General features: G+C 59.7%; 12 protein-coding genes. 9 read left to right on the top strand and 3 right to left on the bottom strand.

What is annotated here, in order from left to right; all coding sequences use genetic code 11:
* Positions 1 to 99: 99 nt before the first annotated feature.
* Entirely contained in the window at positions 100 to 543 is a 444-nt protein-coding gene (locus ACIPL0_RS10315) for a universal stress protein (RefSeq protein ID WP_400599789.1), read from the bottom strand.
* A gap of 109 nt (positions 544 to 652) precedes the next feature.
* Here ACIPL0_RS10315 and ACIPL0_RS10310 point away from each other — a divergent pair, with 109 nt between their 5' ends.
* The 7 genes from ACIPL0_RS10310 to ACIPL0_RS10280 all read left to right on the top strand — a co-directional run bounded on the left by ACIPL0_RS10310 (position 653) and on the right by ACIPL0_RS10280 (position 9,054).
* Entirely contained in the window at positions 653 to 1,090 is a 438-nt protein-coding gene (locus ACIPL0_RS10310; RefSeq protein WP_400599790.1) for a hypothetical protein, read from the top strand.
* A gap of 595 nt (positions 1,091 to 1,685) precedes the next feature.
* Entirely contained in the window at positions 1,686 to 3,833 is a 2,148-nt protein-coding gene (fadB, locus tag ACIPL0_RS10305; RefSeq protein ID WP_400599791.1) for a fatty acid oxidation complex subunit alpha FadB, read from the top strand.
* Between the two features lie 23 nt (positions 3,834 to 3,856).
* Positions 3,857 to 5,032: an acetyl-CoA C-acyltransferase FadA gene (fadA, locus tag ACIPL0_RS10300; protein ID WP_400599792.1), complete on the top strand. Its 1,176-nt coding sequence runs from the start codon at positions 3,857 to 3,859 to the stop codon at positions 5,030 to 5,032.
* Positions 5,033 to 5,132: 100 nt separating this feature from the next.
* Positions 5,133 to 5,369 carry a DUF1653 domain-containing protein gene (locus ACIPL0_RS10295; protein WP_400599793.1) on the top strand — a complete coding sequence of 79 codons (237 nt, stop codon included), beginning with the start codon at positions 5,133 to 5,135 and terminating at the stop codon, positions 5,367 to 5,369.
* Positions 5,370 to 5,479: 110 nt separating this feature from the next.
* On the top strand, positions 5,480 to 8,083 hold the full coding sequence (gene topA / locus ACIPL0_RS10290; RefSeq protein ID WP_400599794.1) for a type I DNA topoisomerase: 2,604 nt from the start codon (positions 5,480 to 5,482) through the stop codon (positions 8,081 to 8,083).
* 137 nt (positions 8,084 to 8,220) lie between these two features.
* A complete protein-coding gene (locus tag ACIPL0_RS10285) occupies positions 8,221 to 8,742 on the top strand; it encodes a DUF6586 family protein (RefSeq protein ID WP_400599795.1) in 522 nt (173 codons plus the stop codon).
* A 75-nt stretch (positions 8,743 to 8,817) separates the two neighbouring features.
* Complete coding sequence (locus ACIPL0_RS10280) at positions 8,818 to 9,054, top strand: hypothetical protein (RefSeq protein ID WP_093467610.1); 237 nt, start codon at positions 8,818 to 8,820, stop codon at positions 9,052 to 9,054.
* A gap of 101 nt (positions 9,055 to 9,155) precedes the next feature.
* Here ACIPL0_RS10280 and sulA read toward each other — a convergent pair whose 3' ends face one another.
* Together sulA and lexA are read right to left on the bottom strand one after the other, a co-directional pair.
* Positions 9,156 to 9,659, bottom strand: a complete 504-nt coding sequence (sulA, locus tag ACIPL0_RS10275; RefSeq protein ID WP_400599796.1) for an SOS-induced cell division inhibitor SulA — start codon at positions 9,657 to 9,659, stop codon at positions 9,156 to 9,158.
* A gap of 11 nt (positions 9,660 to 9,670) precedes the next feature.
* Entirely contained in the window at positions 9,671 to 10,282 is a 612-nt protein-coding gene (gene lexA, locus ACIPL0_RS10270; RefSeq protein ID WP_400599797.1) for a transcriptional repressor LexA, read from the bottom strand.
* 251 nt (positions 10,283 to 10,533) lie between these two features.
* Between lexA and ACIPL0_RS10265 the strand changes: the two genes are divergently transcribed.
* Positions 10,534 to 11,244, top strand: coding sequence for a TetR family transcriptional regulator (locus tag ACIPL0_RS10265; RefSeq protein WP_400599798.1), 711 nt, complete (start codon positions 10,534 to 10,536; stop codon positions 11,242 to 11,244).
* A gap of 102 nt (positions 11,245 to 11,346) precedes the next feature.
* Entirely contained in the window at positions 11,347 to 12,345 is a 999-nt protein-coding gene (gene nagZ / locus ACIPL0_RS10260) for a beta-N-acetylhexosaminidase (protein ID WP_400599984.1), read from the top strand.

Here is a 12,345-nt window from a genome sequence, read left to right as displayed (position 1 = left end):
ACGGAAGTTGGAATAGAACGCTGTAGCAGCCTGGCTTGCCAGCGTTGGCGTCGGAAAGGTCGCTGACGCCAGCAAGCCGGACGGCTACAGGAATGAGGGTTATTCCGTACGCTTGATCAGGCGCACCGCCAGCACGTCGCATGGCGCGCCATGCAGCACGTCATTGGCGGTCGAACCCAGCAGCAGTGACAGGCCGTGACGGCCATGGCTGCCGACCACGATCAGATCGACATGGTGTTCCTTGGCCAACTGATGGATTTCCTGGCGCGGCTGCCCGTAGGTCAGGTGGCTGTCGCCGGTTTTCACTTCCGGGTATTTGTTTTTCAGGGCCTCCAGCTTCTCCTTGGCCTGATCGAACTGTTGCTGTTGCAGCTGCGAGAGGTCCATCGGGACATCGCCGCCGAATGCCATCGCCATGGGTTCGACGATATGCACCAGCGACAGCTTGGCATTACTGGCCAGGGCCAGCTTCATGGCGCGTTTGATGACCGGATCGCACTCTTCAGTGAGGTCCACGGCTACCAGAATATGTTCATAGGACATGGGATGTTCCTTCTGAGGTCTGCGATGGTTTTGATTATGGCTCTTTTCACGCGCCTCATGGCACGCCGTTCCGTTTTGTCGACCGCACCTGCGGCAGGGGCATAGACATATGACGGTGTGGATAGTGCTGTCAATCGTTGCGGTTGTACTGAGCCCTCTGGTCTGGTTGCGCCCGTCCCGTACTCAAAGCGGCAGAATGGCCCTGCGCATGGAGGCGCGGCGCATGGGGCTGGCCATGCAGTTGATGCCGCAGGAGTGGCCGCACTGGCTGGAGAAGGAGCCGCCAAGCCCGTGCGCGCAATACCATCGGCCACGGCGGGGGCGCGAGCCCGACAGTTGGGTGTACTGGCAGCAGGCGCCCGGGTTGTGGGTCAATCAGTGGCGCGAGCCCTGTGAAGACGCGCGCCTGCTCGAACAATTCCGCACCTTGCCGGCGGACGTCTACAAGGTTGAGGCGGGGCGTCAGTTGATCGCACTGTACTGGGCTGAGCGTGGCGAAAATGAAGTGTTGCAGCGCATTGCGGCAGTGCTCAAGGCGCTGGCCTGAGGGCCGTTTCCTGATGCGTTGAAGCTGCCACGGCTGAATCGCAGGCATTAAAAAGCCCGATAGCAACATCGGGCCGGGGTTGGCCAGGCAGGCCGATAATTCGTGGGAACTTGCGGTGCAATATCGCAAGACGCGCCCGGATTCGTTTCATTCGTTCTGCAGAAAACGACCCGTCTTGATGCGCAGTGCGCTGAATGTAGACGTTCTTGGTGCATTTGTCTGCGCTGGATCCCATTTATTTTCATTATTTTCAGGCCAACTGTCGTTTCCGGCGTTTAGTCACGGTGGCCGTGCCTTCAACGCGATCACCGGACTGAATGGCCGCTTATCAGAAGTGTCTTTTACCTGCGATTTGCCGGTTTTGCCTGCTGCCTGGCGAATTGACAATTGCTGGAATATGGCAGAAGGTAGGCGCACCCAAATCAAACGGGCGTATGAATTGAGCGTTTGTCGTAGGAATGCTCTTACAGACGCCCGAATCGTGTCGACGGGGTGCCTGGCGTTTGGTGGTCGCATCGACGGAAACGTCGTGTTCTTCGCCGGATTTCAGCGTCTGACGCGTATTGTTCAGCTTCCATATCGTGGAGATCAGTTGATGATTTACGAAGGTAAAGCCATCACGGTTAAGGCTCTTGAAAGTGGCATCGTCGAACTGAAGTTCGACCTCAAGGGTGAGTCCGTCAACAAATTCAACCGCCTCACCCTCAATGAATTGCGCGAGGCTGTCGACACCCTCAAGGCCGACAGCTCGGTCAAGGGCGTCATCGTCACCAGCGGCAAGGACGTTTTCATCGTCGGCGCCGACATCACCGAATTCGTCGACAACTTCAAGCTGCCCGACGCCGAACTGGTGGCCGGTAACCTCGAAGCCAACAAGATCTTCAGTGACTTCGAAGACCTCAACGTGCCGACCCTGGTCGCCATCAACGGCATCGCCCTGGGTGGCGGTCTGGAAATGTGCCTGGCTGCTGACTTCCGGGTCATGTCCGCCACCGCCAAGATCGGTCTGCCGGAAGTCAAGCTCGGCATCTACCCGGGTTTTGGCGGTACGGTTCGTCTGCCACGCCTGATCGGCGTAGATAACGCCGTCGAGTGGATCGCTTCGGGCAAGGACAATCGTGCCGAAGACGCTCTGAAAGTGGGCGCCGTCGATGCCGTGGTTGTGCCTGAGAAGCTGCAGGAAGCCGCACTGGATCTGATCAAGCGCGCCATCTCCGGCGAGTTCGACTTCAAGGCCAAGCGTCAGCCGAAGCTCGACAAGCTCAAGCTGAATGCCATCGAGCAGATGATGGCCTTCGAGACCGCCAAGGGCTTTGTTGCAGGCCAGGCTGGCCCGAACTACCCGGCCCCGGTCGAAGCGATCAAGACCATCCAGAAAGCCGCCAACTTCGGTCGTGACAAGGCGCTGGAAGTCGAAGCCGCCGGTTTCGTGAAGATGGCCAAGACCTCGGCTGCCGAGAGTCTGATCGGTCTGTTCCTGAACGATCAGGAACTGAAAAAGAAAGCCAAGATCTACGACGAAGTCGCTCGCGACGTGAAGCAGGCCGCCGTACTCGGCGCCGGCATCATGGGTGGCGGCATCGCCTATCAGTCGGCGGTCAAAGGCACGCCGATCCTGATGAAGGACATTCGTGAAGAAGCCATTCAACTGGGTCTGAACGAAGCGTCGAAGCTGCTGGACAAGCGCGTCGAGAAAGGACGCCTGACCGCCGCGAAAATGGCCGAAGCGCTGAATGCGATTCGTCCGACCTTGTCCTACGGCGATTTCGGCCACGTCGACCTGGTCGTCGAAGCCGTCGTCGAGAACCCGAAAGTCAAGCAAGCGGTGCTGGCCGAGGTAGAAGGGCAGGTGGGTGAAGACACCATTCTCGCTTCCAACACCTCGACCATTTCCATCAGCCTGTTGGCCAAGGCGCTCAAGCGTCCGGAAAACTTCGTCGGCATGCACTTCTTCAACCCGGTGCACATGATGCCGCTGGTGGAAGTCATCCGTGGCGAGAAGTCCAGCGAAGTGGCAGTCGCCACCACCGTCGCCTACGCCAAGAAAATGGGCAAGAACCCGATCGTGGTCAACGACTGCCCGGGCTTCCTGGTCAACCGCATCCTGTTCCCGTACTTCGGCGGTTTCGCCAAGCTGGTCAGCGCCGGTGTGGACTTCGTACGCATCGACAAGGTCATGGAAAAATTCGGCTGGCCAATGGGTCCGGCCTACCTGATGGACGTGGTCGGCATCGACACCGGTCACCATGGCCGTGACGTGATGGCTGAAGGCTTCCCGGATCGCATGAAAGACGACCGTCGCTCCGCGGTAGACGCGCTGTACGACGCCAACCGTCTGGGCCAGAAGAACGGCAAGGGCTTCTACGCCTACGAGACCGACAAGAAGGGTAAGCCGAAGAAGGTCGTCGATGCTTCCGTGCTGGAAGTGCTCAAGCCGGTCGTCTACGAGCAGCGTGAAGTCACCGACGAGGACATCATCAACTGGATGATGATCCCGCTGTGCCTGGAAACCGTGCGTTGCCTAGAAGACGGCATCGTCGACACTGCCGCCGAAGCCGACATGGGCCTGATCTACGGCATCGGTTTCCCTCCGTTCCGTGGCGGCGCGCTGCGCTACATCGACTCCATCGGGGTTGCTGAATTCGTTGCCCTGGCTGACCAGTACGCTGATCTGGGCGCTTTGTACCACCCCACTGCCAAGCTGCGCGAAATGGCCAAGAACGGCCAGCGCTTCTTCGGTTAAGTGCCCAACGAACAGGTGAAAATATGAGCTTGAATCCGAGAGACGTCGTGATTGTCGACTTCGGTCGCACCCCGATGGGCCGCTCCAAGGGTGGCATGCACCGCAATACCCGCGCCGAAGACATGTCGGCGCACCTGATCAGCAAACTGCTGGAGCGCAACAGCAAGGTCGACCCGACAGAAGTCGAGGATGTGATCTGGGGTTGCGTCAACCAGACCATGGAGCAGGGCTGGAACATCGCGCGCATGGCGTCGCTGATGACCCAGATTCCGCACACGTCGGCGGCGCAGACCGTCAGCCGTCTGTGTGGCTCGTCCATGAGCGCGCTGCACACGGCCGCTCAGGCGATCATGAGCAACAATGGTGACGTATTCGTCATTGGCGGCGTCGAGCACATGGGCCACGTGGGCATGATGCACGGCGTCGATCCAAACCCGCATCTGTCGCTGTACGCCGCGAAGGCTTCGGGCATGATGGGTCTGACTGCCGAGATGCTGGGCAAGATGCACGGCATCACCCGCGAAGCGCAGGATGCGTTCGGCGTGCGTTCGCACCGTCTGGCGCATCAGGCGACCGTGGAAGGCAAGTTCAAGGACGAAATCATCCCGATGCAGGGATATGACGAAAACGGTTTCCTGAAGATGTACGATTTCGACGAAACCATTCGCCCGGAAACGTCTCTGGAAAGCCTCGCGGCATTGAAACCGGCTTTCAACCCGAAAGGTGGTACGGTGACAGCAGGTACTTCTTCGCAGATCACCGACGGTGCTTCGTGCATGATCGTCATGTCCGGTCAGCGTGCGATGGATCTGGGTATCCAGCCGATGGCAGTGATTCGTTCGATGGCAGTGGCGGGTGTCGACCCGGCAATCATGGGTTACGGCCCGGTTCCGGCGACCCAGAAAGCGCTCAAGCGTGCGGGTCTGAGCATTGCCGACATCGACTACTTCGAGCTCAACGAAGCCTTCGCTGCCCAGGCCTTGCCTGTGCTGAAGGATTTGAAAGTGCTCGACAAGATGGACCAGAAGGTTAACCTGCATGGCGGTGCCATCGCCCTGGGTCACCCGTTCGGTTGCTCGGGTGCGCGGATTTCCGGCACCTTGCTCAACGTCATGAAGCAGAATGGCGGCACGCTGGGTGTGGCGACCATGTGTATCGGTCTGGGGCAGGGTATTACCACTGTCTTCGAGCGGGTCTGATTGATGTGAGCGTCCAAGCCGGGGCCTCGTGCCCCGGTTTTTGTTTTTGTCGGAAAATGTTTTTCAAGTTTTTTTCGTGATGGTCGGTGAGGAAAGCAACATGCAGTTACAGCCAGGTCTGTATCGCCACTATAAAGGCCCCGAGTACCGTGTTTTCGGTGTCGCCAGGCATTCGGAGACTGAGGAAGAGGTGGTGTTCTATCAGGCTCTGTACGGCGAATTCGGTCTGTGGGTTCGCCCGCTGAGCATGTTTATGGAATCGGTCGAGGTTGACGGCGAGCAAGTGCCGCGCTTTGCTTTGGTCAAGGCCGAACCTGACCTTTTTTCAAGGTCGTGAGGCGAGACCTTGCAGTAGCCTCTGCTTGACCTCACCTTGCAGCCACTATATATAGCGGGGCCTTGAAGGCTCCAACGTCTTATTTTCTTGCATTAGGAATTTTCCGATCCATGGGCAAATCGCTGGTCATTGTGGAATCCCCGGCTAAGGCCAAGACCATCAACAAGTATCTGGGTAGCCAGTACGTGGTGAAGTCGAGTATCGGCCATATCCGAGACCTGCCCACCAGCGGTTCGGCGAGTGCCGCCAAAGAGCCTGCCGCCAAGCGCGGCAAGACCGCTTCCGAGGCGCCGGCGCTGTCGCCCAAGGAAAAGGCACGGCGTCAGCTCGTGGCCCGCATGGGCGTCGATCCGGAGCACGGCTGGAAAGCCAAGTACGAAATCCTTCCCGGCAAGGAGAAGGTGATCGACGAACTGCGTCGTCTGGCCAAGGATGCCGACACCATCTACCTGGCAACGGACTTGGACCGCGAAGGGGAAGCCATTGCCTGGCACCTGCGCGAAGCCATTGGTGGTGACGACGATCGCTACAAGCGCGTGGTGTTCAACGAAATCACCAAGAAAGCCATTCAGGAAGCGTTTTCCAGCCCGGGCGAGCTCGATATCGACCGCGTCAACGCGCAGCAGGCCCGTCGTTTCCTCGACCGCGTCGTGGGTTACATGGTTTCGCCGCTGCTGTGGCAGAAGATCGCCCGCGGCCTGTCTGCCGGTCGTGTGCAATCGGTCGCCGTGAAACTGGTGGTGGAGCGTGAGCGGGAAATCCGCGCGTTCATCCCGGAAGAGTACTGGGAAGTGCACGCCGACCTGGGCACGACCAAGGGTGCCAAGGTGCGCTTCGAAGTCGCCAGAGAGAACGGCGAGGCCTTCAAGCCGCTGAACGAAGCCCAGGCCATGGCGGCCCTGGAGAAGCTCAAGGTTTCCGCCTACAGCATCGCCAAACGTGAAGACAAACCGACCAGCAGCAAGCCGTCGGCGCCGTTCATCACCTCCACCCTGCAGCAGGCGGCGAGCAACCGTCTGGGCTTCGGTGTGAAGAAAACCATGATGATGGCTCAGCGTCTGTACGAAGCCGGTTACATCACCTATATGCGTACCGACTCGACCAACCTGTCGGCCGACGCAGTCGCCATGGCGCGCACCTACATCGAAAGCGAATTCGGCAAGAAGTACCTGCCGGACGCACCAAACGTCTACAGCAGCAAGGAAGGCGCACAGGAAGCGCACGAAGCGATTCGTCCTTCCGACGTCAACACTCACCCGAGCAAACTGTCGGGCATGGAGCGTGATGCCGAGCGCCTGTACGACCTGATCTGGCGTCAGTTCGTCGCTTGCCAGATGCCGCCGGCGCAATACCTGTCGACCACCGTCAGCGTGACTGCGGGTGAGTTCGAGCTGCGTGCCAAGGGTCGTATCCTCAAGTTCGACGGTTACACCCGCGTGCTGCCGCAGATGAGCAAGCCGGGTGACGACGACGTGCTGCCGGACATGGCTCAGGGCGACACCATGAAGCTGATCAAGCTCGACCCGAGCCAGCACTTCACCAAGCCGCCTGCGCGCTATTCGGAAGCCAGCCTGGTCAAGGAAATGGAAAAACGCGGTATCGGTCGTCCATCGACCTATGCGGCGATCATTTCGACCATCCAGGACCGCGGTTACGTGGCGCTGCACAACCGTCGTTTCTACTCGGAAAAGATGGGTGACATCGTCACCGAGCGTCTGGGGGAGAGCTTCTCCAACCTGATGGACTACGGTTTCACTGCCGGCATGGAAGAAAACCTCGACGACGTGGCCCAGGGCGAACGCGACTGGAAAAACGTGCTCGACGAGTTCTACGGCGACTTCAAGAAAAAACTCGAAGTGGCGGAAGCCAGCGACAGCGGCATGCGCGCCAACCAGCCGGTGATGACTGATATCCCGTGCAAGGTCTGCGGTCGTCCGATGCAGATCCGTACCGCCTCCACCGGTGTGTTCCTCGGTTGCTCGGGTTACAGCCTGCCGCCGAAAGAGCGTTGCAAAGCCACCGTCAACCTGACGCCGGGTGACGAGATCGCCGAAGACGACGAGGGTGAGTCCGAGTCCCGCGTGCTGCGTGGCAAGCATCGTTGCCCGGTGTGCAGCACGGCGATGGACGCGTACCTGCTGGATGAAAAGCGCAAGCTGCACATCTGCGGCAACAACCCGGATTGCGTCGGGTATGAGATCGAAGAGGGCAACTACCGCATCAAGGGCTACGAAGGCCCTAGCGTCGAGTGCGACAAGTGCGGTGGCGAGATGCAGCTCAAGACCGGCCGTTTCGGCAAGTTCTTTGGCTGCACCAACTGCAAGAACACCCGCAAGCTGCTCAAGAGCGGCGAAGCGGCGCCGCCGAAGATGGACCCGGTGAAAATGCCGGAGCTCAAGTGCGAGAAGGTCGACGACACTTACATCCTGCGTGACGGTGCTTCCGGTCTGTTCCTGGCGGCCAGCCAGTTCCCGAAAAACCGCGAGACCCGCGCGCCGCTGGTGCTGGAAATCGTGCCGCACAAGCACGAAATCGATCCGAAGTATCACTTCCTCTGTGAAGCGCCGCAGAAAGACCCTGACGGTCGTCCGGCAGTGATCCGCTACAGCCGCAAGTCCAAGGAGCAATACGTCCAGACCGAAGTTGATGGCAAGCCTACTGGCTGGCGCGCGTTCTACGACGGCGGCAACTGGAAAATCGAAGACAAGCGCTGATCGCTCGACGGTAAGCCGTAAGCGTCTGGCAACCGTCCGCGCTTTGCGTTAAAAGAATCCCTCGATGTGCCGTGGTGCATCGGGGGATTTTTTTGCCTTGGCATGCTCGTTCAAATTTCATTGTGGAGGCCACTGTCATGGCTCGCGAACTCTATACCCGCACCAATCAGAAACTGTTTTTCGCAGGGCTGGCCCTGGAAGCCATGGCCAAGGCCACAGAAAGCCGGGCAATCAATGCCCAGGGTCTGGAGCAGGCCGAGCGTGAATCGGCGGTATTTCATCTGTATGGCGCGTTGCTGGGGCTGTGCCATGAGATTGCCGGCTTCTATCGCCTGCCTCAGGCGGCAACGCCACGTGCCGAAGACCTGCTGACCCCGAAGGTGCTGGAAGCGATCGCCATTCCCGAAATGGCCGAGTTGGTCGAACTGGCCCAGCAACGGGAAACCTGGCTGGCGCAATTGCTGGCGACCTACAACGCTCTGTTTCTGCCGCCTAGCGCGCCGAAAAAGCCGAAAGGTGATGTCACTCAGCCGTTGATCATTGCGGTGCCCGTTGAGGACGATGCAGAGCCGGAGCTGACCCGTGAGGAGATGGAAAGTTGGCGTCAGCAGCTCAAAGGGCTGGCCATTCGTTTCCGTGAAGGGCTCAGCGAGTGCTGAGACAGAATGATAGGTGGGCTAGGGACTCCGTCATCAGGCTGTTACAATGCCCGCCTTTCGTGGAGAACTGTCCTGATGCCAACCTCTTTTCTGGAAATTGTCGAACTGCCTGACGGCCGCATCGAGCTGCGCCGCGCCGAGGATGAAGGGTCGCTCGTGACCTTGAATTTCTCCGAGGATGCCAAGGCATTTCTGCAAGGCCAACACGTCGAAGTCGCCAAGGCGATGCTCAGCGTTGGTGTGCAGATGGCCGGCCGCCTCGCTGAGGGCGAGTTGACCAAGGAAGAAGAGGGGCCTCGCGTCCTGCACTGATCCGTTTCCGGATTAGCATCACGTCATCATGGTCGGTGGCTTCTCTGAAATCAGGGAAGCCCGGCATTCCTGTGCCTTGAATGCACAGCGGTCTAATTGAATCAGCCCAGGCGGATGTTCAGGCTTTGCGCCTTTCCGCTGCGTGCGGCGCTGATCAGTTGCTGGCGCGCACTGCCGGAAATCGGATTGATCCAGCTCACCACGGTATGACTACGGCCCAGACGCAGCACTTCGCGGGTCAGTTCCAGCGCGGTTTGTGTGCCTCGTGGCTGCATCAGAATAATGCGTTCCCGGTTCAGCCCGGCGTCGCGCAGCCAGGCTTGGGTCACGCTGGTTGGAGGAGCGATCAGGGTCAGCCAGCGGTCATTGCTGTCCTGACTGAGTTCGCGAAGGACTGGAGCCAGCAGGCTCAGGCAGTTTCCCGCAGCGCCGCGCAATGACAATTCACTGAAGACTTCGGGTTCATTGCTCCAGGGCTTCTCGGCGGTGTCGTCGAGTGCAGGTACCTGAAGCAGTGGAACGTCGAGCATCTGTGCGCCGGGCATCATGAATGCTTCGAACAGCGGCAGTTGTGCATGTTGTTGCGGTGTCTGTGGGAACTGCATAAACGTTCTCCTTAGCGGCGAATGACGCCAACGCTCAACCCTTCGATGATCAGTTCCTGTTCCTTGAGATTGACTTCGATAGGGGCGAAATCAGGGTTCTCGGCGATCAGCCAGACTTTGCTGCCCTCACGCTTGAAGCGCTTGACGGTGACTTCCTCGCCGATCCGTGCCACGACGATCTGGCCGTTGCGCGCTTCGCGGGTGGTATGAACGGCCAGCAGGTCGCCGTCCAGAATGCCGACATCCTTCATGCTCATGCCGTGAACGCGCAGCAGGTAATCGGCACTCGGGTGAAAGAAGGCGGGGTTGATCGCCAGCGATTCTTCGATATGTTGCTGGGCGAGAATCGGCGCACCGGCAGCGACCCGGCCGATGATCGGCAGGCCGCTGTCTTCGGTCTTGGTGGTTTCGAAACCGGGAATACGGATGCCGCGGGAGGCGCCCGGGGTCATCTCGATGGCGCCTTTGCGGGCCAGCGCCTTGAGGTGTTCTTCAGCAGCGTTGGGGGACTTGAATCCCAGTTCCTGAGCGATTTCCGCACGGGTTGGCGGGTAGCCGTTGTCTTCCAGGCAGCGTTTGATGAAGTCCAGAATCTCGGCTTGGCGTGACGTCAGTTTGATCATGTGCATCGCTCTGTCTTTTTATACAGTGACTGGGATTATATACAGTGATCCAGGCTTGGCAATGGTTCTTTTCGACAGGTCTGTGACACGGCTGCCGGAGAAGTCTTCCATGACTTGCGCGAGGGCTGCTGACAGCCCCGGTTTGTATGGTTAAATGGCGTGACTGATCAGACAGAAAACGAACGGCCAGGGTTGACAGTCAGTCGGCTGAAACGTATGTTTCAAACAAGTGTTTGTCAGGCGATCAACCAATGGCTCAGTCGGAAACTGTTGAACGAATTCTCGATGCTGCGGAGCAACTGTTCGCAGAGAAGGGTTTTGCGGAAACCTCGTTGCGGCTTATCACCAGCAAGGCGTCGGTGAACCTCGCTGCCGTGAACTACCACTTCGGGTCGAAGAAGGCGCTGATCCAGGCGGTGTTTTCGCGATTCCTCGGGCCGTTCTGCATCAGTCTCGACCGTGAGCTGGAACGTCGTCAGGCCAGACCTGAACACAAGCCGACCCTTGAAGAGCTGCTGGAAATCCTGGTCGAGCAGGCGCTGGTCGTGCAGCCACGCAGTGGCAATGACCTGTCCATTTTCATGCGTTTGCTGGGTCTGGCGTTCAGTCAGAGCCAGGGCCATTTGCGTCGTTATCTGGAAGACATGTACGGCAAGGTGTTCCGTCGCTATATGCTGCTGGTCAACGAGGCCGCACCGCGCATTCCGCCGATCGAACTGTTCTGGCGCGTGCATTTCATGCTCGGTGCCGCAGCGTTCAGCATGTCCGGGATCAAGGCTCTGCGTGCCATCGCCGAGACCGATTTCGGGGTCAGCACGTCCATCGAGCAGGTCATGCGCCTGATGGTGCCGTTCCTCGCCGCCGGCATGCGCGCGGAAACCGGTGTGACCGACGCTGCCATGATCAGCGCTCAGCTCAAGCCGCGCAGCAAATCCACCGCGCCGGTGCCTGCCAAGGTCTGATCCGACCTGCTTGCGGGTGCGCGCATTTGCATCGCACCCGACGATCCCTCACCATGCCGCACTGAGCAATGGTTGTTGAAGGATCTTTCTATGAGTTCTGGCCTGCAAGGCTCCCTGATGGTGGACATCGCCGGTACCTGGCTGACCGCCGAGGACCGTCAGTTTTTGCGTCAGCCCGAGGTGGGTGGCCTGATCATTTTCGCACGCAATATCGACAGCCCGCGGCAGGTCCGCGAGCTGTGCGCGTCCATTCGCGCGGTTCGCCCCGATTTGCTGCTGGCGGTGGATCAAGAGGGCGGCCGTGTGCAGCGCCTGCGTCAGGGCTTCGTGCGCCTGCCGGCGATGCGTGCCATTGCCGATAACCCCAACGCCGAACTCCTCGCCGAACAGTGCGGCTGGCTGATGGCGACCGAAGTGCTGGCGGTCGGTCTGGACCTGAGTTTTGCCCCGGTGCTGGACCTGGATTACCAGCGCAGCGCGGTCGTAGGCAGCCGTTCCTTCGAGGGCGATCCGCAGCGTGCAGTGGTGTTGGCTGGTGCTTTCATTCGCGGAATGAATCAGGCCGGCATGGCGGCCACCGGCAAGCATTTCCCCGGACATGGCTGGGCCGAGGCAGATTCCCACGTCGCCATCCCCACCGACGAGCGCAGCCTGGACACCATTCGTGCCAACGACCTGCTGCCGTTCGCGCAACTGAGCAAACAGTTGGCGGCGGTGATGCCGGCGCACGTCATCTACCCGCAGGTCGATTCGCAGCCTGCCGGTTTTTCCCGGCGCTGGCTGCAGGAGATTCTGCGCGGTGAGCTGGGCTTTGATGGGGTGATCTTCAGCGACGATCTGTCCATGGCCGGTGCTCATGTGGTGGGCGACGCTGCCAGTCGCATCGAAGCGGCGCTGAGCGCAGGCTGTGACATGGGCCTGGTGTGCAACGACCGCGCCGCCGCCGAACTGGCGTTGAGCGCTGCGCAAAAGCTGAAAGTCACGCCGCCGGCGCGCATGGCCCGGATGCGCGGGCAGGGGATCGCCAGCACCGAGTACCGTCAACAGCCACGCTGGCTGGCGGCAATGGGCGCCCTGCGCGCGGCGCAACTGATCGACTGA

It is taken from the genome of Pseudomonas sp. NPDC090208 (genome assembly GCF_044746785.1).
Lineage (GTDB): Bacteria > Pseudomonadota > Gammaproteobacteria > Pseudomonadales > Pseudomonadaceae > Aquipseudomonas.
The sequence above is the reverse complement of the archived record's forward strand: the minus strand, read 5'-3'. Positions and strand labels throughout refer to the sequence as shown.